Source organism: Streptomyces sp. NPDC043867, from assembly GCF_056435845.1.
The window spans coordinates 17785-42875 of the sequence record NZ_JBWKDS010000034.1; the positions used below are offsets into that span (position 1 = coordinate 17785).

The window sequence follows — 25091 nt, forward strand, 5'->3', positions numbered from 1 at the left end:
GCGCTTATTGCTCGCACGTCAACATCTTGTTAACGCCTGCGGGACCGCCCTAACGTCACTCGCACCGCCGGCCCTGGTGGGAGTTCAAGGGCGAACGTTAGGTATCCATCCATGCTGACCATCCTCGGCTTCGCCATGATCGCGACCTTCCTGGTCCTGATCATGCTGAAGAAGATGTCGCCGATCGCGGCGCTCGTGCTGATCCCGGCACTCTTCTGCGTCTTCGTCGGAAAGGGCGCCAAGCTCGGTGACTACGTCATCGACGGCGTCACGAGCCTCGCCCCCACGGCGGCGATGCTGATGTTCGCGATCGTCTACTTCGGAGTGATGATCGACGTCGGGCTGTTCGACCCGATCGTGCGGGGCATCCTGCGCTTCTGCAAGGCGGATCCGCTGCGGATCGTGGTCGGCACGGCCGTGCTCGCCGCCATCGTCTCGCTCGACGGCGACGGCTCGACCACCTTCATGATCACGGTGTCGGCGATGTACCCGCTGTACAAGCGCCTGAAGATGAGTCTCGTCGTGATGACGGGCGTCGCCGCGATGGCCAACGGCGTGATGAACACCCTGCCCTGGGGCGGACCCACCGCCCGCGCCGCGACCGCCCTGAAGGTCGACGCGAGCGACATCTTCGTGCCGATGATCCCGGCCCTCGCCGTCGGCCTGCTCGGGGTCTTCGTCCTGGCGTACGTCCTCGGCCGTCGCGAGCGCACCCGGCTCGGGGTGCTCAGCCTGGACGAGGTGCTCGTCGAGGAGAAGGAGCAGGAGCAGGAGCATGAGAGGGAGCACGAGTCGGAGACGGTGCTGGTCGCGGCGGGCGGCTCCCGCGACGCGGCCCGTCCGGCGGGGACGTCCGGCGGTGCCGGGGCCGGCCCGGACACCGGCCGGCCCGGCGACGGAGCCGACGAGAACGACGACAAGGGACTTCAGGTCCTCGACCCGAACCGGCCCACCCTGCGCCCCCGGCTCTACTGGTTCAACGCCCTGCTCACGGTCGTCCTGCTCACCGCCATGATCATGGAGTGGCTGCCGATCCCGGTGCTGTTCCTGCTCGGTGCCGCGCTCGCCCTCACCGTCAACTTCCCGAAGATGCCCGAGCAGAAGGCCCGCCTCGGCGCCCAGGCCGAGAACGTCCTCAACGTCGCCGGCATGGTCTTCGCCGCCGCCGTCTTCACCGGCGTCCTCCAGGGCACCGGCATGGTCGACCACATGGCCGACTGGCTCGTCGGCAACATCCCCGACGCGATGGGCCCGCACATGGCCTTCGTGACCGGCATCCTCAGCATCCCGCTCACGTACTTCATGTCCAACGACGGCTTCTACTTCGGCATCCTCCCGGTCCTCGCCGAGGCCGGCCAGGCCCACGGCGTCTCGTCCCTGGAGATCGCCCGCGCCTCGATCGTCGGCCAGCCGCTGCACATGTCCAGCCCGCTGGTGCCCGCCGTGTACGTCCTCGTCGGCATGGCCAAGGTCGAGTTCGGCGACCACACCCGCTTCGTGGTCAAGTGGGCCGCCCTCACCTCCCTGGTGGTACTCGCGGCCGGGATCCTCTTCGGCATCATCTGATGCCGGGAGCGCCCAACCCCGGGCAGCCCGGCAGGAGTTGGCTGCTGCGCCTCGTCATCGCCTTCACCTTCGCGCAGGGGGCGGTGTCGATGGCGCGGCCCGCCGTCTCCTACCGGGCTCTCGCCCTGGGTGCCGACGAGACCGCGGTCGGCGTGATCGCCGGCGGGTACGCGCTGCTCCCGCTCTTCGCGGCCGTACCGCTGGGCCGCCGCACCGACCACGGCCGCTGCCTGCCCCTGCTGACCTCCGGCGTCGCCCTGATCGCGGGCGGCTGCGCCCTGAGCGGTACGGCGAACTCGCTCGCCGCGATGGCGGGTTGGAGCGGAGTCATGGGCCTCGGCCACCTCTGCTTCGTCATCGGCGCCCAGTCGATCGTCGCCCGGCGGTCCGCACCGCACGAACAGGACCGCGACTTCGGCCACTTCACCATCGGCGCCTCCCTGGGACAGCTCGCCGGGCCGATCGCCGCCGGCGCCCTGATCGGCGGCCCCGACCTGGCCGGCAGCAGCGCGCTGGCCCTGCTCGCCGCGGGCGCGGTCGCCGCCGTCTCCCTCACCTCGCTGTGGCGCGTCGAGCCCCGTACGACGGCCAAGTCCCTTACCGGGCAGGGCGACCGGGTGCCCGTACGGCGCATCCTGGGCGCCCGCGGCGTCCCCGCCGGGATCTTCATCAGCCTCGCGGTGCTGTCCGCGACGGACATCCTCACCGCATACCTCCCGGTCGTCGGCGAACACCGGGGCATCGCCCCCTCCGTGATCGGCCTGCTGCTGAGCCTGCGCGCGGCGGCGACCATCGCCTGCCGGCTGATGATGACGCCGATGCTGCGGCTGCTCGGCCGGACCGCGCTGCTCACCGCGACCTGTCTGGTGGCGGGAGTGCTGTGCGCGGGCATCGCACTGCCGGTGCCGGTCCGGCTGCTCGCGCCGATGCTCGTGGCGCTCGGGTTCTGTCTCGGCGTCGGCCAGCCCCTGTCCATGACGACCGTGGTCCGGGCGGCCCCGGACGGCGCGCGTTCCACGGCGCTCGCGCTGCGGCTGACCGGCAACCGGCTCGGGCAGGTCGCCGCGCCCGCCGCGGCGGGCCTGGTCGCGGGAGTCACCGGTGCGGCCGCGCCGTTCGTGATGCTCGGCGCGCTGCTGCTGCTGTCGTCGGGGATCGCCCTGCGGGCGCCCGGGAAGCCGGCGCCGGATTGGGTCCGCACACGCCGAAGGCGCGGCGCGGGACTGGGCCGGGCGAGGGACATCTGACGCGCCGTCCGGCGCTGCTCCCGTGTCGGCCCGTGCGGATGTGAAAGAGAGTCAGGTGAAAGAGCGATTTGTATGAAAATCGTCTCGTCTGACTCGGAGGAATCGCATGCCCACCTCGACCCTTCCACGCCGTGCCGCCGCCCTCGCGGCGCTGACCCTCGCGGGCTCCGCCCTGGCCGGAGCGCAGGCCGCCACCGCCGCCCCCGTCCCGGCTGTCCCCGGTGCCGCCGGCGACGTCAAGATCCACAAGGTGGGCACGCCCTTCAGTGACCCCCGCGACGAGCCGAAGGTGTGTGAGTTCTACCTCGACGCCACCAACTTCGACGTGGCCCCGAGTCTCACCTACATCATCCAGTCGCAGCCCCCGTCGCCGAGCGGCGCCACCCTGAACGGCACCGTCGCGCTCGCGTCGGGCGGCGGCCACAGCGACCCGCTGGCGCTGCCGGACGGGCAGTACAAGCTCACGGTGACGGGTGGCACCGGCACCCCCAAGGAGAAGGTCTTCCACGTCGACTGCCCGACCGACGCCTCCCCCGACCCGTCGAGGGCCCCGCACGGCGGCGTCCACGCGGGCGGCGGCGGTCTCGCCGAGAGCAGCGCGATCTCGCCGTTCGCCGGTGCCGCGGCCGTGGGGTTGGTCGTGGCCGGTGGAGTCGTGTACTTCCGCCTGCTGCGCCGTCGCCCCGATGGTGCGGCGTAGGCGCCGCAGGCCCTGGTACCGGACGCGCGCGTACCGTCTCGCCAGGACGGCGGTCCTCACCGTCGTCCTGGTGACGGCCGGCATCCAGTGTGCTCAGGACGACGAGCCCGCTGAACCGGCTGCCGTCGGCGCGGCGGGGCACGGAGGCGCCGGGGCGTCCTCGCGCCCCGCCCCGGCCGTCCCGGACGCGCGCGGCGCGCCCCGGCCTCGTCCCGAGCAGTCGGCCCGGCAGACCCGGCGGCCCCCCGCACCCCGGCCTGCCCCCACCCGCACCCGGACCCCCACTCCCACACCCACCCCCCGGCGCACCCTCACCCCGAGGCCGGCACCTCCGCCCCGGCCGCTGCCCCGGTCCCGGCCGACCACGCTCGACATCAGGTATCTCCGCCTGCACGCGCCGGTCATGGACCTGCGGCTCGACCGGCGGGGGCAGCTCACCACCCCGCCGGTGGACAACCCCAGACTGGTCGGCTGGTACGCGGGCGGACCCTCGCCGGGCGAACCGGGGACGTCCGTCGTCGTCGGCCACCGCGACACCAGGACCGGCGCCGCCGTCTTCGCCGGACTGGCCGCGCTCCGGCCCGGCAAGGTCGTCGAGGCCCGCCGCGCGGACGGGCGGACCGCCGTCTTCACGGTGGACGAGGTACGGACGTACGAGAAGTCGCGCTTTCCCGACCGGAAGGTCTACGGCCCGAGCAGGCGTCCGGAGCTGCGCCTGATCACCTGCGGGGGCACGTACAGCGCGAAGACCGGGTACGCGAGCAACGTCGTGGTCTTCGCCCACCTCACGGCGACCCGCTGACCCCTCGCGCGGCGGCCGGAACCGGCCGGTCCGCCGCGAGGCCGGGGGGTGGGTGCCGCCCGGTCCGCCGCGAGGCCGGGGGCGGTTGCCGCCCGGCCCGCGAGCGCGGAGGCACGCGGTTGGCGTGCCGGGCGGAACGCGGTCCGGAGGCCCGGCCGACCGGCCAGTGATCGCAGAGAACCGGAGGGTCCGCTTTCTCGTACGCCGAACGGCCCGTCAGATCCGGCGCGCGTCTTCCCCTGGGCGTGTGCGGTCCGTTAACTTCCGTGACTCATACGTCCCGTACGACCCGCACGGGACGTTCCGTCGCGGAGCACCAGCGCCCTGTGAGCCCCCGGGGGCACCAGCCATGACACGCGCCATCTCCCTGCACCAGGTCAGCAAGTCGTACACCCGCGGCGTCCGCGTGGTGGAACGGCTGTCGCTCGACATCCGCCCCGGTGAATTCCTCGTCCTGCTCGGCCCCTCCGGTTGCGGCAAGTCGACGGTCCTGCGCATGATCGCCGGGCTCGAGGAGGCCACCGAGGGCGAGATCCGGCTGGACGGCGAGTACGCCAACGATCTGCCGCCCTCCGGGCGGGACATGGCGATGGTCTTCCAGAACTTCGCCCTCTATCCGAGCATGACCAGCCGCGACAACATCGGCTTCCCGCTGCGGATCGAGACCCCCCGTACCGACCCCCGCCCGCAGGTCGACGCCACCGCCCGGATGCTCGGCATCGAGGACCTGCTCGACCGGTTCCCCAGCCAGCTCTCCGGCGGCGAACGCCAGCGGGTCGCCATGGGCAGGGCGATCGCCCGCCACCCCTCCGCCTTCCTGATGGACGAACCGCTGTCCAACCTCGACGCCAAGCTGCGCAACCACCTGCGCGCCGAGATCGCCAAACTCACCAGGGACCTGGGCGTCACCACGGTCTACGTCACCCACGACCAGACCGAGGCGATGTCGCTCGGCGACCGGGTCGCCGTGCTGCGCGGCGGAGTCCTCCAGCAGCTGGGCACACCGCGCACGGTCTACGCCCTGCCCGCCAACGTCTTCGTCGCCGCCTTCATCGGCACGCCCCGGATCAACCTGCTGCGCGGGCTCGTCCGGGCGCCGCTCGACGGCGCCATGTCGATCAGTCTCGGCCGGCAGTATCTGCGGCTGCCCGAACCGCTGTCCCTGGACCACCAGTTGCTCCGGGTGCAGCAGGGACGCGAGGTCATCGTCGGACTGCGCTCCGAGGCCGTGCGGATCGCCAGGCCCGCCGAGGCGCGTTCGGATGAGGTGGCGATCACCGGACTGGTCGAGCACGTCGAGTTCCAGGGCCACGAGGTCCTCGTCCACTTCAACACCGGCTCACGGCCCGCCGTCGTACCGGAGCTCGAGGCGCCGCGGCCCTCCCGTGCGGTGCGGCGCCGCCGCCGGGACGGCACGGTCCTGGACCGGCTGCGCGAGCGCGCCGGTTCGCTGCGGGCGGGACCGGTGGTGGTGCTGGAGCATCCCGGGGACGCGGAGCCGGAGCCCGTCGAGACGGCACCCCCGGCCGGGCGGCTGCCCGGCGACCTCGTCGTCCGCACGACCCCCGACATCGAGCTCCGCCACGGCATGCAGGTGCCGCTCCTCGTCGACCTCGCCCACCTGTTCGTCTTCGACCAGCACGGCGAACGCATCTGCCCGGCCCCGGCGCGGCTGCCGGACCTGGAGGAGTGAGCCGGGGCACCGGGAGCCGGGAGCCCGCGGGTGCCGAGAGGGGGCCGGAAGGCCGGACCCCTCTGGCGCCCGAAAACTATCATCGCTAGTTTAGGGTGCGGACGACGCGGCCCCTCCCGGGAGGAACACGATGAAGGCACATGACGGCATGTACATCGACGGTGCCTGGCGCCCCGCCGCCGGCGGCGACACGATCGAGGTCGTGAACCCGGCCGACGAGCAGGTCGTCGGCCGGGTCCCTGCGGGAACGGTCGAGGACGTCGACGCCGCCGTACGGGCCGCGCGTGCCGCCTTCCCGGGATGGGCGGCCACGCCGCCGGCCGAGCGGGCGGCCCGCCTGGCCGCCCTGCGCGACGTGCTCGTCGCCCGCAAGGACGAGATCGCCGAGACGGTGACCGCCGAACTCGGCTCGCCCCTGCCGTTCTCGCAGGCGGTGCACGCGAGCGTGCCGATCCTGGTCGCGGGCTCGTACGCCGAGCTGGCCGCCACGTACGCCTTCGAGGAGAAGGTCGGCAACTCGACCGTCTACCAGGAGCCGGTCGGCGTCGTCGGCGCGATCACCCCCTGGAACTACCCGCTGCACCAGATCGTCGCGAAGGTGGCGCCCGCGCTCGCCGCGGGCTGCACGGTGGTGCTGAAGCCCGCCGAGGACACGCCGCTCACCGCCCAGCTGTTCGCCGAGGCCGTGGCCGAGGCGGGCGTCCCGGCCGGCGTCTTCAACCTCGTCACCGGCCTCGGCCCGGTCGCAGGCCAGGCCCTCGCTGAGCACCCGGGCGTGGATCTCGTCTCCTTCACCGGCTCCACGGCCGTCGGCCGGCGGATCGGTGCGACCGCGGGCGCGGCGGTCAAGCGGGTCGCCCTGGAACTCGGCGGCAAGTCCGCCAACGTCATCCTGCCGAGCGCCGACCTCGCCAAGGCCGTCAACGTCGGCGTCGCCAACGTGATGTCCAACTCCGGACAGACGTGCAGCGCCTGGACCCGCATGCTGGTGCACACCTCGCAGTACGAGGAGGCGGTCGGGCTGGCCGCGGCCGCCGCCGCGAAGTACGGCGACCGTATCGGCCCCGTCGTCAACGCCAAGCAGCAGGAACGCGTACTGGGATACATCGAGAAGGGCGTCGCGGAGGGCGCGCGGCTCGTCGCGGGCGGCCCCGAATCCCCGCGCGGGCAGGGCTACTTCGTCAGCCCCACCGTCTTCGCCGACGTCACTCCCGGCATGACCGTCGCCCAGGAGGAGATCTTCGGGCCGGTCCTCACCATCCTGCGCTACGAGGACGAGGCGGACGCCCTGCGGATCGCCAACGGCACGGTGTACGGACTCGCGGGCGCGGTGTGGGCCGGCGAGGAGTCGGAGGCCGTCGCGTTCGCGCGGCGACTCGACACCGGCCAGGTCGACATCAACGGCGGACGCTTCAACCCCCTGGCACCCTTCGGCGGTTACAAGCAGTCCGGCGTGGGCCGCGAGCTGGGCACGCACGGACTGTCCGAGTACCTCCAGACCAAGTCCCTGCAGTTCTAGACGAGATCCGGGAGCCTTCCTCATCATGGTCCGCGCCGCTGTCCTGCCCGCCGTGGGTGCCCCGCTGGAGATCACCGAGATCGAGCTGCCCGAACCCGGCCCCGGCCAGGTCCGGATCCGGCTCGCCGCCGCCGGGGTCTGCCACTCCGACCTGTCCCTGTCCGACGGCACCATGCGGGTGCCGGTCCCGGCCGTCCTCGGCCACGAGGGCGCCGGCACCGTCCTCTCCGTCGGCGAGGGCGTCACCCACGTCTCGCCGGGTGACGCGGTCGTCCTCAACTGGGCGCCCTCCTGCGGGAAGTGCCACGCCTGCTCGCTCGGCGAGGTCTGGCTGTGCGCCCACGCGCTGGCCGGCGCCGGGGACGTGTATGCACACCGGGCGGACGGCACGGACCTGCACCCCGGCCTGAACGTCGCCGCGTTCGCCGAGGAGACCGTCGTGGCCGCCGCGTGCGTGCTGCCCCTCCCCGAGGGGGTACCGCTCACCGACGCGGCCCTGCTCGGCTGCGCCGTGCTCACCGGTTACGGCGCCGTCCACCACTCGGCCCGGGTCCGGGAGGGCGAGACGGTGGCCGTCTTCGGCGTCGGCGGGGTCGGCCTCTCGGCGCTGCAGTCGGCCCGTCTGGCGGGCGCGTCGAAGATCGTCGCCGTGGACGTCTCCCCGGAGAAGGAGGCACTGGCCCGGCAGGCCGGCGCCACCGACTACGTCGTCGCCTCCGAGAACACCGCCCGGGAGATCCGCGGCCTCACCGGGAAACAGGGTGTCGACGTGGCCGTGGAGTGCGTGGGCCGCGCCGTCACCATCCGTACCGCCTGGGACTCCACGCGCCGCGGCGGCCGCACCACGGTCGTCGGCATCGGCGGCAAGGACCAGCAGGTCACCTTCAACGCCCTGGAGATCTTCCACTGGGGCAGGACCCTCTCGGGGTGCGTGTACGGCAACTCGGACCCCGCGCGGGACGTGCCGGTGCTGGCCGAGCTCGTCCGCGCCGGACGCCTCGACCTCGGCGTGCTGGTCACCGAGCGGATCGCCCTGGACGGCATCCCGGCGGCCTTCGACAACATGGTCGCGGGCAAGGGCGGCCGGGCGCTGGTGATCTTTTAGGGGCGCCTCGGGGTTGCGCGCATTGGTACCGACGGGCACTGGTACTGCTGCCGGCACTGGCACTGGTGCCGACACCGGTACCGGTACTGCTACCGACACCGACACCGACACCGGCACCGACACCGGCACCGACACCGGCACTGGCACCGGCACCAGTGCCAGTGCCAGCCCCGGTACGGCGCCCGGACCGGCGCTCAGGCCCCGTAGGTCCCGGTTCCGGTCCCGGTCTCGACGTCGGTCGTCCTCCCCGCGGCCGGCTGCGCGGTCGCGGCCGGCTCGGGGACCGGCGCCGTACTCGCGGCCACCGTCGCCCGTGTGCGCGGCCGGGACCGGGAGACCGCCACCCCGGCCAGGCACAGCAGGCCGCCGCCGAGCGTGAACAGCCCCGGTACCTCGTCGAGGAACAGCCAGGACATCAGCACGACGAGCGCGGGCACGGCGTACGTGGTCGCGCCCATCCGGCTCGCCGTCGTACGGGCCAGCGCGTAGGCCCAGGTCGTGAAGGCCAGGGCGGTCGGGAAGATGCCCAGGTAGATCATGTTGAGGGTGGCCGACAGGGGTGCGTCGGCCGCGTCCCGCACCAGCTGCCCGGCGAACGGCAGACACAGGGCCGCCCCGACGAGACACCCGAAGGTCGTCACCTGAAGGGGACTGGCGCTGCCCAGCGCGGGCTTCTGGGCGACCACCCCGGCCGCGTACGCGCCCGCCGCCAGCAGGCACAGGACGACACCGAGGACCGACGAACCGCCGCCGCCCGACATCGACATCCCCACCGTGACGGCGCCGGCGAAGGAGACCGCCATGCCGGCGAGCAGCCGCGGCGGCATCGCGTCGCCGAGCAGCCGCGAGCCGAGCAGCGCGATCAGGATCGGCCCGGTGTTCACCACGAGTGCCGCCGTGCCGGCGTCCACCTGCTGCTCGCCCCAGTTGAGGGCCACCATGTAGAAGCCGAACCAGAGCACCCCGGATATCGCGATCCCGCGCCAGGCCGCCCGCGGCGGCAGCCCCTCCCTGCGGGCGAGCCACAGCACGCCCAGCGCGAGGGCGCCGGCGAGCAGCCGTCCGAGGGCCAGCCCGCCCGGCGCGTACGCGGCGCCCGCACTGCGGATGGAGACGAAGGCGGACGCCCACAGCACGACGGTGACCGCGGCCGCACCCGCGGCGAGCAGTTCCGCACGGCGGCCGGGGGCGGACGGGGAAGTGTTCATCATGCTCCTGAGGCTAAAGGGGGCTACGGGGAAGGGCTCACGGTTTTTGGCCGCCGCGGCGGGGAGGGGCCGTAGTGGTCGCGGGACAGCACAGGCCCGGTCGGGCGCTGGGCCCGCCCCGCCGCCCCTGGCGCGGGGCCCCGGTCAGCGCAGCGCCGCCGCGTCGATGCCCAGCAGCTCGGCCAGCACGCGCTCCCCCACGTCCGTGACCTTCACCGCCCGTTCCGAGCCGATGCGCACGCACCAGCCCGCCTCCAGCGCGTGGCGGCACAGGGCCGCGCCCGCGACGCCCGCGAGGTGCGGGCGGCGCTCGGTCCAGTCGAGGCAGGCCCGGGCCAGCGGGCGCCGCCCCGTGCGGACGAGCCCGATCCCGGTCTCCGCGAACCAGTCCAGCCCGTCGTCCGTCAGCGCGAACCCGGTGTCCTGGCGCAGCAGGCCGCGCTCGGTCAGGGCCTGCGTGACGACGATGCCGAGCCGTCCCGCGAGGTGGTCGTAGCAGGTGCGCCCGCGTGCCATCGCGGACCCGGCGCTCGACTCCCGCAGGCTGCGCGGCTGTTCGGCGGCTCCGGGTGCCGTCTGGGCGGCGAGATCCTCGACGAGCTGCGCCACCCGCGCGTCCGCCAGCCGCACATAGCGGTGGCGTCCCTGACGTTCCTCGGCGAGCAGACCGCCCTGGACCAGCCTGCCCAGGTGCTCGCTGGCCGTGGAGGCGGCGACCCCGGCGTGCCGGGCCAGTTCACCGGCGGTCCACGCCCGCCCGTCGAGCAGCGCCAGCAGGAAGGCGGCCCGGGTCTCGTCGGCGACCAGTCCGGCGAGCCGGGCCAGCCGCGGTGCCCGGCTGTCCCGGGACCGGCGTCGGCTCGTCATGCGCTCCAGCATGCCGCATCGACGGTTCGGCGCCCGCCGAACCGTACCGGACGGGTGCCTGGTGCTGTGACCAGAACTAGGGCCTGTCGTTTGGATCAGGCTGGCTGTGACCGACGGTTCGTCCTGACCGACCCGAGCGGGGTCTGGCGCGTGCAGCTGCAAGGCGGAGGAGGGAGTCGACGCGGAGCGTCGGCGACCGACGACAACGCCGCAGATGTGCGTGCCAGACCCCGCGACGCCGGCGTGATCCAAACGACAGGCCCTAGACGCCCCGTCCCACCTGCCGGTACTGCTGTGCCAGCCCGTCCAGCAGGGCGGTGAGGCCCGTCTCGAAGGCCCGTTCGTCGATCTTCTCCTGCTGTTCGGCGAGGAGGTGCGCCTGCCCGAGGTGCGGATAGTCGGCCGGGTCGTAGGCCGTCTCGTCGTCCACGAAGCCCCCGGCGAAGGAGCCCAGCGCGGAACCCATGATGAAGTACCGCATCAGCGCGCCGATGGACGTGGCCTGGGCGGGTGGCCAGCCCGCGTCGACCATCGCGCCGAAGACGGCGTCGGCGAGGCGCAGGCCCGCGGGTCTGCGGCCGGGGCCGCGCGCCAGGACCGGGACGATGTTCGGGTGGGCGCGCAGGGCGGCCCGGTAGGAGACGGCCCAGTCGTGCAGGGCGGTCCGCCAGTCCCGCCCGTCCTCGAACATCGACAGGTCGACCAGTGCGCTCACCGAGTCCGCCACCGCCTCCAGGATCTGGTCCTTGGTGCGGAAGTGGTTGTAGAGCGAGGGACCGCTCACCCCCAGTTCGGCGGCGAGGCGGCGTGTGGAGACGGCCGCGAGACCCTCCGTGTCGACGAGCCCCCGCGCCGTCTCGACGATGCGGTCGGTGCTCAGCAGGGGCTTGCGCGGTCGGGCCATGGCGCACATAGTAGGGCTGCGAACAGAAACTAGCAGTGCTAATTTAAATGTTCGGTATTCAAGCTCGGCCTGAGAGTACGGCCTTCCATGTGGGGTGACGCGTCATGAACCTGGAGCTCAGCGAGGAGCAGACCGCGGTCCGGCGGCTCGCCAAGGACTTCGTGGACCGCGAGATCGCCCCGAACGTCATCGCCTGGGACCGCGCCGAGGACGTGGACCGGTCCATCGTCAAGAAGCTCGGCGAGGTCGGCTTCCTCGGCCTCACCGTCGACGAGGAGTACGGCGGCTCCGGCGGCGACCACCTCACGTACTGCCTGGTGACGGAGGAGCTGGGCCGCGGTGACTCCTCGGTGCGCGGCATCGTCTCGGTCTCCCTCGGGCTCGTCGCCAAGACGATCGCGCACTGGGGGAGCGAGGAGCAGAAGCGGCGGTGGCTGCCGGGTCTCACCTCCGGCGATCTCGTCGGCTGCTTCGGCCTCACCGAGCCCGGCACCGGCTCCGACGCGGGCAGTCTGACGACGAGGGCCGTGCGCGACGGCGACGACTACGTCCTCAACGGCACGAAGATGTTCATCACGAACGGCACCTGGGCCGACGTCGTGCTCCTCTTCGCCCGCTCCACGGACGCACCGGGGCACAAGGGGGTCTCCGCCTTCCTCGTCCCGGCCGACGCCCCCGGCCTCACCCGGCGCACCCTCCACGGCAAGCTCGGCCTGCGCGGTCAGGCCACCGCGGAACTGGTCCTTCAGGACGTGCGCGTCCCCGCCACCGCGATGCTCGCCCCCGAGGGCAAGGGCTTCTCCGTCGCGATGTCCGCGCTGGCCAAGGGGCGCATGTCGGTCGCCGCGGGCTGCGTCGGCATCGCGCAGGCGGCACTGGACGTGGCGGTGAAGTACGCGACCGAGCGCGAGCAGTTCGGCAAGTCGATCGCCCACCACCAGCTCGTCCAGGAACTGATCAGCGACATCGCCGTGGACGTGGACGCCGCGCGGCTGCTGACCTGGCGGGTCGCGGACCTCATCGACCGGGGGCAGCCGTTCGCGCCCGAGTCCTCGAAGGCCAAGCTCTTCGCCTCGGAGGCGGCGGTGCGGGCCGCGAACAACGCCCTCCAGGTCTTCGGCGGCTACGGCTACATCGACGAGTACCCGGCGGGCAAACTGCTGCGCGACGCCCGCGTGATGACCCTCTACGAGGGCACCAGCCAGATCCAGAAGCTGCTCATCGGCCGCGCGCTGACCGGCGTCTCCGCCTTCTGAGTACGTCCTCGCGGGTTCCGTGAGTATTACGGCGGATGTGGCCCCGGCCGCATCCGCCGATGCTGTCCCCATGAGTGAGACACCGGTCAAGCAGCAGTCCACGGCGGCCTTCTACGGCCAGGCAGTGGCCTCTTTCTCGGTCGCCATCGCGGCGACCGCCCTCGGCATCTTCCGGCTGGACGCCAACGCCTGGGTGCGCGGGTTCCTCGGCATCGCCGTCCTCTATCTCGTGACCTCGTCCTTCACCCTGGCCAAGGTGATCCGCGACCGCCAGGAGGCCGGGCAGATCATCAGCCGCGTCGACCAGGCGAGGCTCGACAAGCTGCTCGCCGAGCACGACCCCTTCGAGCAGCGCTGACCACTTTCGCGCGCCGCTGAGCGGGCAATCTAAGCGCCCGCTCAGCTTCGGGGGTATGGTGTTCGTCCTGTCACTGGAAGGGGCGCGAGCGATGAGTACGGCGGAGGAGACGGCCGGCGGCGAGATGCAGCCGTGGGGAGAGGTCACCCCGGACGCGGCCCGGAGGCTGCTCGTGGCCGCCGTGGAGGCCTTCGCCGAGCGCGGCTACCACGCGACGACGACCCGGGACATCGCGGGCCGCGCGGGCATGAGCCCGGCCGCGCTCTACATCCACTACAAGACCAAGGAAGAACTGCTCCACCGGATCAGCCGCATCGGGCACGAGAAGGCGCTCGCGATCCTGCGGGCGGCGGCCGACGGCGAGGGCGGCGCCGCCGAACGCCTCGAGGTCGCCGTCTCCTCCTTCGTCCGCTGGCACGCCGCCCAGCACACGACCGCACGGGTCGTGCAGTACGAGCTCGACGCCCTTGGCCCCGACACCCGCGCTGAGATCGTCGCCCTGCGCCGCCAGGTGGACGCCCAGGTCCGCGGCATCATCCAGGACGGCGTGGCGGCGGGCACCTTCGACGTGCCGGACGTTCCCGGCACGACGCTCGCGGTGCTGTCGCTCTGCATCGACGTGGCGCGCTGGTTCAACGTCGACGGGCCGCGGACGCCCGACGAGGTCGGCGCGCTCTACGCCGACCTCGTCCTGCGGATGGTGGGGGCGAGGAAGTGACCCGCGGCCGGCGTCGGCTCCGGTCCGCCCCGGGTCAGAAGTAGTAGCGGGAGACCGACTCCGCGACGCACACCGGCTTGTCGCCGTCCTCGCGCTCGACCGTCACCGCCGCCGTGACCTGGACGCCGCCGCCCGCGTCGGTGACCTCCGTCAGGACCGCGGTGGCGCGCAGGCGCGAGCCCACGGGCACCGGCGCCGGGAAACGCACCTTGTTGGAGCCGTAGTTGACGCCCATCTTCATGCCCTCGACCCGCAGCACCTGCGGCACCAGGGCGGGCAGCAGCGACAGCGTCAGATAGCCGTGCGCGATGGTCGTGCCGAACGGGCCCGCGGCGGCCTTCTCCGGGTCCACGTGGATCCACTGGTGGTCGCCCGTGGCGTCCGCGAACAGGTCGATCCGCTTCTGGTCGATCTCCAGCCAGTCGCTGTGCCCCAACTGCTCGCCCACGGCCGCCTTCAGCTCGTCGGCGGATGTGAAGATCCTCGGCTCTGCCATGTCCCTGGCCTCCCACGCGTCAATGTCTAAGCGACTGCTTAGCATGGTCCGGCTCGGGGCTCATGTCAACGGACCGGCCGGGTGACGGGGTGGGTAGGGTTCCAGGGGTGCCCCAGATTTCCGACAAGATCCACGAACTCACGGTCGGCCAGCTGTCGGCCCGTAGCGGCGCCGCCGTCTCGGCCCTGCACTTCTACGAGTCCAAGGGCCTGATCAGCAGTCGCCGCACCGCGGGCAACCAGCGCCGGTACCACCGCGACACGCTGCGCCGCGTCGCCTTCGTGCGGGCCGCGCAGCGCGTCGGCATCCCGCTCGCCACCATCCGCGAGGCGCTCGCCGAGCTGCCCGAGGAGCGCACGCCGACGCGGGAGGACTGGGCCCGCCTCTCCGAGGCCTGGCGGTCGGAGCTGGACGACCGCATCACGCAGCTGAGCCGGCTCCGCGACCACCTGACGGACTGCATCGGCTGCGGCTGCCTGTCGCTGGAGAACTGCGTGCTCTCCAACCCCGACGACGTCTTCGGCGAACGCCGGGCCGGCTCCCGCCTCATGGTCGAACCGGCCGCGACAGTCCGGCGGCCCAACCCGCGGGAGTCCGAGGGCTGCCGCTGAGCGACAGCCCTCGCCCGCCGTCACTCGTACTCGGTGCCGCCCCTGCGCGTCAGGTACGCCGGGCTGACGGCCTTCGCGATGGCCCGGCCCCCCTTCACCGGGCTGTGGCGCTCGATGGCCGGACGGATCACGACACCCTCGCGCAGATGCAGCGCACGTCCGGACACCGTCGCCCGGCCCGAAGCGGCCTCCAGGACGCGCCCAACTGTCCGCACGCAAAAGGGGCTGGAGCCGGCGATTTCGGGGTTGCTACCGTCCTGGGCCCGGGCTGTTCGCCGCGTCGAGGCGACAGCGTCCGCCGCGGAGCCGCAGCGCCGCCGTCACCAACTGGGCGTTGGACTCCGCTCGCCGGCCGTCCGGCAGAGCCGGTGTGTCCTCCAGACCGATCCGGGTCGCGAGCCCCAGCCGCCCGGCCAGACGCAGCACCGGCCAGGCGCCGCCCTCCTCCCCGTGCAGCAGCACGGGCCTGCCGTGCGCGGCGCCGAGGTCGCGGAGCAGGACCCGCGCCGCCTCGGGGGCCGTCGCGGGGGAGGGGTCGGTCACCTCCGCCAGGACGCGCAGCACCCGCCCGGCCAGCGGCGACGCCGCGAACCGCGCGGCACCCTCCGTGCCGGACCAGATGCCCGCCTCGACGCCCACTCCCCGGTCGAGCAGCGCGGCGGCGACCTCCTCGGCGCCCGGCTCGTGCCAGTTGACCGAGGCGTGGTCGGGCAGCACCGTCCAGGCGCGGATCCGGGCCACCCGGGCCGCGGGATCCGGCTCGGCCCACGTACCCGTGGTGACGCCGACCGGGACGCGGACCTGTGAACGTATCGCTTCGAGCACGGCCGCAACCGCCTGCGCGGACAATGTGTCCTGTCCACAGGGGGACTTGGGATGAACGTGGATGTCCGCCGCCCCGGCCGCCACGGCCCCGGCGGCGGAGTCGGCCAGCGCTCCCGGCGACATCGGCACGACCGCGCCGGCCTCGGCCCCCCGGGCCCCGTTCAGACAGACCTGCATCATGCCCCCGATGGTGCCCGACGCCACTGACAACCGCCGGATCCGCGCGGAACCCGGCGCAGCGGAGGAGGAACACGATGAGTGTCGTCATCAGCTCGCTGAAATGGGAGGCCGCGCGCTCGGGGGCCCAGCGGATCACGTACGACGAGGACGGCTATCACCTCGTCCGCTTCCCCTACGGGGCGACCGAGGAGTCCTACGACCCGTGGCGGATGCACGACCCGGCGCACGGCGGCTCCGAGCCCTCCGCGTTTCCCGACGCCCGCTCCGGGCTGATCTGGCCGAGTCACGACGGCTGGGGCGTGCTGTCCGCCATGGTCTTCTGGGAGGCGGACACGCGCGCTCTGGAGTACCGGGCGCGCTTCGTGCGGGACCCGCTGAACTCGTCCACGGGGTACGACTCGACTGCCACGAACGACACGATGCTGACCCGGGGCGGCCAGTTCCGCACCTATCTGTGGCAGATGTTCGTGCACCCCGGGACCCCCGTCGGTCTGAAGATCTCGGCGCGCGGAGCGGGGGACGCGAGGATCGCCACCCGGATCACGCTCGCCGAGTTCAAGCTCGCCATCCACACGGACGTGCAGACGCCGTAGGCCGCCCGCACGGGGGTGCGTCCCCACGCGGCACACCCCCGCCGCCCTCACGCCGACATGAGCAGCAGCCGTCCGCGCCGCGTCTCCGCCAGGGCCTCGGGTGTCAGAACGGGCCGCGGCACGACGATGCCGCAGCCCGTGCACACCGGCCCCGACGACGGTTCGTGGGCCAGGTCGTACTTCCAGACGAGGCGGTCCTCCGCGCACACCGGGCAGACCGTGCCCGGCTCGCGCTCCAGCGCGGCGATCAGCCGCCGCAGCACCTCGGCGAGCGGTCCGTGCGGGTGGACCTCCGGGTCGTCGCACCAGGCCACCCCGAAGCCGCCCCAGGTCAGCCGGTGCCAGTCGTCCACGGTGCCCGGCCTGCGCAGTCCGTCGTGCTTCTCCTTCTTGCGGCGCTGCGCGAACGCGACCTCGTAGGCGAGCCAGACCTTGCGGGCCTCTTCCAGTTCGTCCAGCGCGGCCACGAGCCGCGCCGGGTCGGGGGATCGGTCCTCGGGGCCGAAACCGGCCCTGGAGCACAAGTGGTCCCAGGTCGCCCGATGCCCGTACGGGGCGAACCTCTCAAGGCACTTGCGCAGTGAATAGCGCCGCAGTGCCAGATCGCACCGCGGGTCGCGCACTTGTCTCGCCAGACTCCGGAAACCGGCCATCGCCCTGCACCTCCGTCACATCTGCACCTGAACTTCGGTCACTTCGGCGTCGTCGTCCTGCGGACGTCGCCGAATAGACGTATCGACACGCGATTCGGCTCCATCCGATGTCCGACGTCCGCCACCATCCGTCCACCGATCCCTTCACGACGGGCCTCCCGCCGTTGTCAACCGCCTGCCGAAGTCCGCAGCGGACAAGGTCACTCGGCCCGGACCGCTCCGCGCGGAGCCGTCGTCCCGAGAAAGTGACGCATGTTCACCTTCCGGCGCGGGGATACCGGCGGTAACGTCCGGCACCACCCCGTCGGGAGGAGCTGCCATGCCACGGCACACCCCACGCACCACCCTCGACAGACTGAGAACTCCTCGCAGATTCCCCAAGTTCCTCAAGAGCGCATCCATATGCGTCCTCATTGCCGGTCTTTTGTCCCCCATTACCCAAGCGGCCGCCGAACCGGTGGCCGTCACCGCGGCCGACGACCACTGCGGAGGCCGGTGTTCGGACATCCTTCCGCCCGGCGAGAACGGCAACGCCACCCTCGCCGAGATCCTGCTCAACCAGGCCTTCGGCACCCAGCCCGGCCACGCCGAGGACCAGCTCGCGCCCTACGCCAAACTCCCCTCGGGGTACTCCGCGCTCACCGACACCAAGATCAACGACTTCTTCAACGACGCGTCCTTCGGCGTCCCCTCCGATCAGGTCGCCTCGACCGTCAAGCCCGCAGGCCGCAGCGACGTGACGATCGTCCGGGACAAGAAGACCGGCGTTCCGCACATCACGGGCACCACCCGCTACGGCACCGAGTTCGGCGCCGGGTACGCCGCCGCCCAGGACCGGCTGTGGCTGATGGACGTCTTCCGGCACGTCGGACGCGGCCAACTGACCTCCTTCGCGGGCGGAGCACCCTCCAACCAGGGTCTGGAGCAGGAGTTCTGGCGCAACGCGCCCTACACCGAGGCCGAGCTCCAGGCCCAGATCGACGACGCCACCGCGAACAACGGCCCCCGCGGACAGCAGGCCCTCGCCGACGCCAAGGCCTACCTCGACGGTGTCAACGCCTACGTAGACGCCTCCGACAAGGGCCGCTACTTCCCCGGGGAGTACGTCCTCACCGGCCACAAGGACTCCATCACCAACGCCGGCACCATCGAGCACTTCAAGCTCACCGACCTGGTCGCGCTGGCCTCCGTCATCGGCGCGCTCTTCGGCTCGGGAGGCGGCGGCGAGGTCGGCAACGCCCTCTCGCTGCTCGCCGCCCAGTCCAGGTACGGCGTGGCCGAGGGCACCGAGGTCTGGGAGTCCTTCCGCGAGCGCAACGACCCCGAGGCGGCACTGACCGTCCACAACGGCGAGAGCTTCCCGTACGCCTCCAAGCCCGCGGACCCGCAGGGCCGGGCCCTGCCCGACGCGGGCTCGGTGACCCGGGAGCCCCTGGTGTACGACCGCACCGGGAGCGCGGCCACGTCCGGTGCCACCGGCGCCTCGGCCGCCCTCGGCTCGGCCAGGCGCGGCATGTCCAACGCCCTGGTGGTGAGCGGCAAGCACACCGCGAGCGGCCATCCCGTCGCCGTCTTCGGCCCGCAGACCGGGTACTTCGCACCCCAGCTGCTCATGCTCCAGGAGATCCAGGGACCGGGGCTCAGCGCCCGCGGCGCCTCCTTCGCGGGCCTGAGCATGTACGTCGAACTGGGGCGCGGCCGGGACTACGCGTGGAGCGCCACCACCTCCGGCCAGGACATCATCGACACGTACGCGGTCGAGCTCTGCCAGGACGACCACCACTACCTGTACCACGGAACCTGCACGGCCATGGAGAAGGTCGAGCGGACCAACGCGTGGAAGCCGACCGTCGCCGACTCGACCCCGGCGGGCTCGTACCGCATGCAGGTCTACCGCACCAGGTACGGACCGGTGGAGTACCGCGCGACGGTGGGCGGCAAGAAGGTCGCCTACACCACCCTGCGCTCCTCGTTCCTGCACGAGGCCGACTCGATCATCGGCTTCCAGATGCTCAACGACCCCGATCACGTGAAGGACGCGGCGACCTTCCAGAGCGCGGTCCAGCACATCAACTACACCTTCAACTGGTTCTACGCCGACTCCGAGCACACCGCCTACCACAACAGCGGCGACAACCCGGTCCGCGCCACCGGTGTCGACCCCGACTACCCGGTCCAGGCGCAGGCGGCCTACGAGTGGCGGAACTGGAAACCGGAGAACAACACCGCCGACTACACCCCGCCGTCCGCCCACCCCCACTCCGTCGACCAGGACTACTACATCTCCTGGAACAACAAGCAGGCCAAGGACTACTCGACGGCGTCCTGGGGCGACGGGTCCGTGCACCGCGGCAACCTCCTGGAGGACCGGGTCAGGAAACTGGTGAGCGCCGGCGGTGTCACCAGGGCCGCGCTGGTGAAGGCGATGGCCGACGCGGCCCTCGCCGACCTGCGGGCCGAGGACGTGCTGCCGAAGCTGCTGAAGGTGGTGAACGGCGAGCCCGTCACGGACGCCACCGCCGCCGCGGCCGCCGGCAAACTGTCCGCCTGGGCGAGCGCCGGCGGACGGCGGGCCGAGACCGCGGCCGGCTCGAAGACCTACGCGCACGCCGACGCGATCCGGATCATGGACGCCTGGTGGCCGCTGCTGGTGAAGGCCGAGTTCGAACCGGGCCTCGGCGCCGAGCTGTACACCGCCTTCACGAACAACCTGCCCGTCGACGAGTCGCCGTCCGCCGCGCACGGGCCGACCGGGGCACACGCCGGAAGCGCCTTCCAGTACGGCTGGTGGAGCTATGTCCACAAGGACATCCGGGCGGTCCTCGGCGAGTCGGTGCGGGGCGGCCCGGCGAAGAAGTACTGCGGCGGCGGCAGCCTCGGCGCCTGCCGGGACATCCTGATCAGCACGCTGAAGGAGGCGGCGGGAAAGACCGCCTCCCAGGTCTACCCGGGTGACGACCAGTGCTCGGCGGGCGACCAGTGGTGCGCCGACTCGATCGTGCACCGGACGCTCGGCGGCATCAAGCACGGCGGGATCGGCTGGCAGAACCGGCCGACCTACCAGCAGGTGGTGGAGTTCACGTCGCACCGGTGAGCCCGGGTGACGCACCTCTCCGTACGGCGGCGGGCCGCATCCTGACGCGACCCGCCGCCGCACGGGCCCGCCGGGGAGCCCTGGGACATCCCCGGCGGCTACCGGTAGAGGAGGTACTCCGCGCGCACGCGCCGGAACGCCGCCAGTTCGTCCTGCCAGGCCGCCACGACCTCGTCGGCCGTCGCCCCCGCGTCGATCGTCGTGCGCACCAGCGTGGAGCCCGTCAGCTTGTCGATCCAGTTGTCCGGGCGCCAGCCGAACCCGCTCCAGACCTGCTTCGCGGTCACCAGGAGCGCGATGCCGGCGCGTACGGGGTCGTACGCGGCCCGGTCGTGGACGTGGATGTGCACCCCGCCGACCGTCTTCCCCTGGAACTTGGAGAAGGTGGGCGTGAAGTACGCCTCCCTGAAGTGCACGCCGGGCAGCTCCAGGCGTTCGGCGGCCTCGGCCCACCGCCCGTCGAGACCCTCCGCCCCGAGCAGTTCGAACGGCCGGGTCGTGCCCCGCCCCTCCGACAGGTTCGTCCCCTCGAAGAGACAGGTGCCGGGGTACACGAGCGCGGTGTCGGGAGTGGGCATGTTCGGGCTCGGCGGCACCCAGGGCAGCCCCGACGCGTCGTAGAACTGCGACCGCCGCCACCCGGTCATGAGCACGGTCTCCAGCGGCACCGGCGTCGTCAGGAACTCGCCGTTGAACAGCCGGGCCAGCTCCGCCACCGTCATGCCGTGCGCCTGCGCGACGGGCTGCCGTCCGACGAAGGTCGCGAACTCCTTGTGCAGGACGGGCCCGAGGGCCGCGCGCCCGGTCACCGGGTTCGGCCGGTCGAGCACCACGAAGCGCTTGCCCGCGAGCTGCGCGGCCTCCATGCAGTCGTACAGCGTCCAGATGTACGTGTAGAAACGCGCGCCCACGTCCTGGATGTCGAAGACGACGGTGTCGACGCCGGAGGCGGTGAAGACGTCGGCCAGCGGACGGCCGCTCTTCAAGTACGTGTCGTAGACGGGGAGTCCGGTCGCCGGGTCGTCGTAGCGGCCCTCGGAGCCGCCCGCCTGCGCGGTGCCGCGGAAGCCGTGCTCGGGACCGAAGACGGCCGTCAGGTCCACCCGGTCGTCGGCGTGCATCACGTCCACGATGTGGCGCACGTCGCGGGTGATGCCGGTCGGGTTGGTGACGACGCCGACCCGCCGGCCGTCGAGCAGCGCGTAACCGTCCGAGGCCAGGCGCTCGAAGCCGGTGCGCAGCCGCCGGCCGCTTCCGTGGGCGGCGGCCGGCGCCGCGGACGCCGCGACCGCGGCCGAGGTGGCGGCGAGCAGGCCTCGTCTGGACAGCTTCATGCGGTGACCTCCGTGATCGACGGAACTGTCATGGTCACGCACGCTAGCGGTCACCGCGGCGCCACGGAACGAAGCGGACCGGCCTCGTCGGGGCCACCCCTTCCGCCACTACATACCGACTGGTTAGTCTGACGCTGCAGCAGGAGCCGATTCGCGTCGCGCCGAAGGAGACCGATGGTGGAAGCCGTGCAGGATGCGGGAGTGGTCGTCACCGGAGCGGGGGGCGGCATCGGGGCCGCGCTGGCCCGCCGCTTCGCCGCCGAGGGCGCCCGGGTCGTGGTCAACGACCTCGACGCCGACAAGGCGAGGGCCGTGGCCGACGAGATCGGCGGGACCGCGGTCCCGGGCGACGCGTCCACGATCGTCGCCGAGGCGCGCGAGGCACTCGGCGGCACGATCGACGTGTACTGCGCCAACGCGGGCCTCGGCTCCGGCGGCACCGAGGCGGCCGACGAGAAGGTCTGGGCGCTCGCCTGGGACGTCAACGTGATGGCCCACGTCCGTGCGGCCCACGAGCTGATCCCGGGCTGGCTGGAGCGCGGCAGCGGCCGCTTCGTCTCCACGGTCTCGGCCGCCGGACTGCTCACCATGGTGGGCGCCGCGCCGTACAGCGTCACCAAGCACGGGGCGTACGCCTTCGCCGAGTGGCTCTCGCTGACCTACCGCCACCGCGGAGTGAAGGTCCACGCGATCTGCCCGCAGGGCGTCCGCACGGACATGCTCACGGCCTCCGGCAGCGCCGGCGACCTGGTGCTGCGGCCGACGGCGATCGAGCCGGACGACGTCGCGTCCGCCCTGTTCGACGGGATGGCGGAGGACCGGTTCCTGATCCTCCCGCACCCCGAGGTCGCCGGGTACTACGAGGCGCGGGCCACGCACCCCGACCGCTGGCTGACCAGCATGAACCACCTCCAGCAGAAATGGGAGGCGTCCCGGTGACGGCCTCCCGCTACGCGGCCAGGCCCTGGCTGTCCCAGCTCAACGAGGCGCAGCGGGCCCCGATCGACCCCCTCGACTCCCTCGTGCACGCCCTGCGCAGGGCCGCGGCGGACACCCCGGACCGGCCCGCCCTCGCCTACTTCGACGGGCGGCTCGCCTACCGCGAGGTCGACGAGCTGAGCGACTCCGTCGCCGGGCACCTGGCCGCCCGCGGCATCGAGCGCGGCGACCGCGTGGCGATCCTGCTGCAGAACTCCCCGCACTTCGTGCTCGCGCTGTTCGGCGCGTGGAAGGCGGGCGCGGTCGTCGTGCCCGTCAATCCCATGTACAAGTCGGGCGAGGTCCGGCACGTCCTCCTAGACGCCGAGGTCAGCGCCCTCGTCTGCGCCGACCGCGCCTGGGAGTCGTATCTGCGCGAGACGGCCGCCGACTCACCCGTACGCCTCGTCCTCACGGCCTGCGAGCTGGACCTGCAAACCCGCGACGACCCGCGCGTGCTCGGCTTCGAGCGGCTCCCCGCCGCCGCGGACGCCGACGACCTCCTGACCGTGGCCCGCCGGGGCCACCCGGCCCCCGGCGGCCGCGACGCGGCCCCGGCCGACATCGCGCTGATCAGCTACACCTCGGGCACGAGCGGCGCCCCCAAGGGCGCCACCAACACCCACGGCAACCTGATGCACAACGCCGAACGCCAGCGCACCGGGCTCGACCTGCCCGAAGCGCCGGTGTACTTCGCCCTGGCGCCCCTGTTCCACATCACCGGGATGGTCGCCCAGCTCGCCGGGTGCCTCAACAGCGCGGGGACGCTCGTCCTTGCGTACCGCTTCGAGGCGGGCGTCGTCCTCGACGCCTTCGCGGAGCACCGACCCCTGTACACCGTGGGCCCCTCGACGGCGTTCATGGCGCTCGCCGCGCACCCCGCCGTCACCCGCGACCACTTCGCGTCGTTCCGGATGATCTCCTCCGGCGGGGCGCCGCTGCCGCCCGCCCTGGTGGAGAAGTTCCGGGCCGGCTTCGGCCCGTACCTCCACAACGGCTACGGCCTGACCGAGTGCAGCGCCCCCTGCGCCTCCGTACCGCCCGGCCGCGAGGCCCCGGTCGACCCGGTCTCGGGGACACTGGCCGTGGGCGTGCCGGGCCCCGACACGGTCGTACGCGTCGTCGACGACCTCGGCCGGGAGGTGCCCTTCGGGGAGCAGGGCGAGATCCTCGTCCGCGGCCCGCAGGTCGTCCCCGGCTACTGGCGCCGCCCCGAGGCCACCGCCGAGACCTTTCCTGACGGCGAGCTGCGCACCGGCGACATCGGCTTCATGGACGCCGACGGCTGGCTCTACGTGGTCGACCGCAAGAAGGACATGATCAACGCGTCCGGCTTCAAGGTGTGGCCGCGCGAGGTGGAGGACGTCCTCTACACCCATCCCGCGGTCCGCGAGGCGGCCGTCGTCGGCATCCCCGACGGCTACCGCGGAGAGACCGTCAAGGCGTACATCAGCCTGCGCCCCGGCAGCGAGGCGGACCCCGAGGGGCTCGCCGCGTACTGCAAGGAGCGGCTGGCCGCGTACAAATATCCGCGCCGGGTCGAGATCCTGCCGGAGCTGCCGAAGACGGCGAGTGGGAAGATCCTCCGACGGGAACTGCGTTCCCGCCGGGACAGCACGTCGCAGGCGGACAACGCGTAGCAGCGGACGACGCACCACACAGGTACAGCGATACGGAAGGCAGGTGGCGGCAGTGCCCAGGACGACGGACGGGGACGGGCCTCCTGTTCCGCAGCGGCTGCTCGCCGCCGCCACCCGGCTCTTCGCGGAGCGGGGCTACGACCGGACCTCCGTGCAGGAGATCGTCGAGGCGGCGGGCGTCACCAAAGGCGCCCTCTACCACTACTTCGGCTCCAAGGACGACCTCCTGCACGAGGTCTACGCGCGCGTGCTGCGCGTCCAGCAGGAGCGGCTCGACGCCTTCGCGGACGCGGACGCGCCCGTCGAGGAGCGGCTGCGGGGCGCCGCGGCCGACGTCGTGGTGACCACCATCGACAACCTCGACGACGCGTCGATCTTCTTCCGCTCCATGCACCATCTGAGCCCGGAGAAGAACAAGCAGGTACGCGCCGAGCGCCGCCGCTACCACGAGCGTTTCCGCGCGCTCATCGAAGAGGGCCAGAAGGAGGGCGTCTTCTCCACGGCCACCCCCGCCGACCTGGTCGTCGACTACCACTTCGGGTCGATCCACCACCTGTCGACGTGGTACCGCCCCGACGGCCCCCTCACCCCCCAGCAGCTCGCCGACCAACTGGCCGACATGCTGCTGAGAGCACTGCGCCCCTGAGGGAAGATCCAGCCCTTCGGCGATTGAGGAGCGAGGTCCGGGGCGGAGCCCCGAGTCGGGACGGGCAGGGGCGGTCGGGGCGAAACCCACGGCCCCTC

At 72.4% G+C, this 25091-nt stretch carries 23 protein-coding genes and 1 pseudogene; 16 read left to right on the top strand and 8 right to left on the bottom strand.

The genetic code is table 11. The annotated features are described in order from the left end of the window. Window positions 1–111: 111 nt before the first annotated feature. From AC069T_RS28275 to AC069T_RS28305, 7 genes are all read left to right on the top strand, one after another. The gene (locus AC069T_RS28275) at window positions 112–1566 is read left to right on the top strand and encodes a CitMHS family transporter (protein ID WP_478785433.1); all 1455 of its coding nucleotides are present in this window, start codon (window positions 112–114) and stop codon (window positions 1564–1566) included. Then, window positions 1566–2813, top strand: a complete 1248-nt coding sequence (locus AC069T_RS28280) for an MFS transporter (RefSeq protein WP_478785434.1) — start codon at window positions 1566–1568, stop codon at window positions 2811–2813. The genes AC069T_RS28275 and AC069T_RS28280 overlap by 1 nt, the downstream gene beginning before the upstream one ends. A 106-nt stretch (window positions 2814–2919) precedes the next feature. Then, window positions 2920–3513, top strand: a complete 594-nt coding sequence (locus AC069T_RS28285; RefSeq protein WP_478785435.1) for a hypothetical protein — start codon at window positions 2920–2922, stop codon at window positions 3511–3513. Continuing rightward, window positions 3500–4315: a class F sortase gene (locus AC069T_RS28290; protein WP_478785436.1), complete on the top strand. Its 816-nt coding sequence runs from the start codon at window positions 3500–3502 to the stop codon at window positions 4313–4315. The genes AC069T_RS28285 and AC069T_RS28290 overlap by 14 nt, the downstream gene beginning before the upstream one ends. 349 nt (window positions 4316–4664) lie before the next feature. After that, window positions 4665–6008, top strand: coding sequence for an ABC transporter ATP-binding protein (locus AC069T_RS28295; RefSeq protein ID WP_478785437.1), 1344 nt, complete (start codon window positions 4665–4667; stop codon window positions 6006–6008). A 130-nt stretch (window positions 6009–6138) separates the two neighbouring features. Beyond that, window positions 6139–7527, top strand: a complete 1389-nt coding sequence (locus tag AC069T_RS28300) for an aldehyde dehydrogenase family protein (RefSeq protein WP_478785438.1) — start codon at window positions 6139–6141, stop codon at window positions 7525–7527. 25 nt (window positions 7528–7552) lie between these two features. After that, the gene (locus AC069T_RS28305) at window positions 7553–8632 is read left to right on the top strand and encodes a Zn-dependent alcohol dehydrogenase (RefSeq protein WP_478785439.1); all 1080 of its coding nucleotides are present in this window, start codon (window positions 7553–7555) and stop codon (window positions 8630–8632) included. A 194-nt stretch (window positions 8633–8826) separates the two neighbouring features. On the opposite strand, the gene AC069T_RS28310 is transcribed toward AC069T_RS28305, so the two are convergent. The 3 genes from AC069T_RS28310 to AC069T_RS28320 form a co-directional block, all read right to left on the bottom strand. Continuing rightward, window positions 8827–9843, bottom strand: a complete 1017-nt coding sequence (locus AC069T_RS28310; RefSeq protein WP_478785440.1) for a DMT family transporter — start codon at window positions 9841–9843, stop codon at window positions 8827–8829. Window positions 9844–9984: 141 nt separating this feature from the next. After that, window positions 9985–10707 (bottom strand): ArsR/SmtB family transcription factor, encoded by a 723-nt coding sequence (locus AC069T_RS28315; RefSeq protein ID WP_478785441.1) that lies wholly within the window; start codon window positions 10705–10707, stop codon window positions 9985–9987. A 262-nt stretch (window positions 10708–10969) separates the two neighbouring features. Continuing rightward, window positions 10970–11611: a TetR/AcrR family transcriptional regulator gene (locus AC069T_RS28320; RefSeq protein WP_358852443.1), complete on the bottom strand. Its 642-nt coding sequence runs from the start codon at window positions 11609–11611 to the stop codon at window positions 10970–10972. 104 nt (window positions 11612–11715) lie between these two features. Here AC069T_RS28320 and AC069T_RS28325 point away from each other — a divergent pair, with 104 nt between their 5' ends. From AC069T_RS28325 to AC069T_RS28335, 3 genes are all read left to right on the top strand, one after another. Then, the gene (locus AC069T_RS28325) at window positions 11716–12867 is read left to right on the top strand and encodes an acyl-CoA dehydrogenase family protein (RefSeq protein ID WP_478785442.1); all 1152 of its coding nucleotides are present in this window, start codon (window positions 11716–11718) and stop codon (window positions 12865–12867) included. 70 nt (window positions 12868–12937) lie between these two features. Further along, window positions 12938–13225 carry a YiaA/YiaB family inner membrane protein gene (locus AC069T_RS28330; RefSeq protein ID WP_358852445.1) on the top strand — a complete coding sequence of 96 codons (288 nt, stop codon included), beginning with the start codon at window positions 12938–12940 and terminating at the stop codon, window positions 13223–13225. A gap of 91 nt (window positions 13226–13316) precedes the next feature. Next, the gene (locus tag AC069T_RS28335; protein ID WP_478785443.1) at window positions 13317–13943 is read left to right on the top strand and encodes a TetR/AcrR family transcriptional regulator; all 627 of its coding nucleotides are present in this window, start codon (window positions 13317–13319) and stop codon (window positions 13941–13943) included. Window positions 13944–13977: 34 nt separating this feature from the next. Here AC069T_RS28335 and AC069T_RS28340 read toward each other — a convergent pair whose 3' ends face one another. Beyond that, window positions 13978–14439, bottom strand: coding sequence for a MaoC family dehydratase (locus tag AC069T_RS28340; protein ID WP_478785444.1), 462 nt, complete (start codon window positions 14437–14439; stop codon window positions 13978–13980). Window positions 14440–14501: 62 nt separating this feature from the next. Here AC069T_RS28340 and soxR point away from each other — a divergent pair, with 62 nt between their 5' ends. Then, window positions 14502–15050, top strand: coding sequence for a redox-sensitive transcriptional activator SoxR (gene soxR / locus AC069T_RS28345; protein WP_478785445.1), 549 nt, complete (start codon window positions 14502–14504; stop codon window positions 15048–15050). 20 nt (window positions 15051–15070) lie between these two features. Here the strand turns inward: soxR and AC069T_RS28350 are convergent. Continuing rightward, window positions 15071–15253 (bottom strand): annotated as a pseudogene (locus tag AC069T_RS28350) (RNA ligase (ATP)); the annotation flags it as partial. A gap of 46 nt (window positions 15254–15299) precedes the next feature. Continuing rightward, window positions 15300–16055, bottom strand: a complete 756-nt coding sequence (locus tag AC069T_RS28355) for a 3-keto-5-aminohexanoate cleavage protein (protein ID WP_478785446.1) — start codon at window positions 16053–16055, stop codon at window positions 15300–15302. Between the two features lie 74 nt (window positions 16056–16129). Between AC069T_RS28355 and AC069T_RS28360 the strand changes: the two genes are divergently transcribed. Beyond that, on the top strand, window positions 16130–16648 hold the full coding sequence (locus AC069T_RS28360) for a hypothetical protein (protein WP_478785447.1): 519 nt from the start codon (window positions 16130–16132) through the stop codon (window positions 16646–16648). Window positions 16649–16695: 47 nt separating this feature from the next. On the opposite strand, the gene AC069T_RS28365 is transcribed toward AC069T_RS28360, so the two are convergent. Beyond that, entirely contained in the window at window positions 16696–17301 is a 606-nt protein-coding gene (locus AC069T_RS28365) for a hypothetical protein (protein WP_358852452.1), read from the bottom strand. A 319-nt stretch (window positions 17302–17620) separates the two neighbouring features. Here AC069T_RS28365 and AC069T_RS28370 point away from each other — a divergent pair, with 319 nt between their 5' ends. Next, entirely contained in the window at window positions 17621–20395 is a 2775-nt protein-coding gene (locus AC069T_RS28370; protein ID WP_478785448.1) for a penicillin acylase family protein, read from the top strand. Window positions 20396–20493: 98 nt separating this feature from the next. Here AC069T_RS28370 and AC069T_RS28375 read toward each other — a convergent pair whose 3' ends face one another. Continuing rightward, window positions 20494–21729 carry an exo-beta-N-acetylmuramidase NamZ family protein gene (locus AC069T_RS28375; protein ID WP_478785449.1) on the bottom strand — a complete coding sequence of 412 codons (1236 nt, stop codon included), beginning with the start codon at window positions 21727–21729 and terminating at the stop codon, window positions 20494–20496. A gap of 174 nt (window positions 21730–21903) precedes the next feature. Between AC069T_RS28375 and AC069T_RS28380 the strand changes: the two genes are divergently transcribed. Genes AC069T_RS28380 through AC069T_RS28390 form a run of 3 tightly spaced genes read left to right on the top strand, consistent with a single transcriptional unit; the run spans window position 21904 to window position 24993 of the window. After that, window positions 21904–22668, top strand: a complete 765-nt coding sequence (locus AC069T_RS28380) for an SDR family oxidoreductase (protein ID WP_478785450.1) — start codon at window positions 21904–21906, stop codon at window positions 22666–22668. Continuing rightward, window positions 22665–24347, top strand: coding sequence for an AMP-binding protein (locus tag AC069T_RS28385; RefSeq protein WP_478785451.1), 1683 nt, complete (start codon window positions 22665–22667; stop codon window positions 24345–24347). Before AC069T_RS28380 ends, AC069T_RS28385 begins: the two co-directional genes overlap by 4 nt. 52 nt (window positions 24348–24399) lie before the next feature. After that, on the top strand, window positions 24400–24993 hold the full coding sequence (locus tag AC069T_RS28390) for a TetR/AcrR family transcriptional regulator (protein WP_358852457.1): 594 nt from the start codon (window positions 24400–24402) through the stop codon (window positions 24991–24993). Window positions 24994–25091 lie beyond the last annotated feature (98 nt).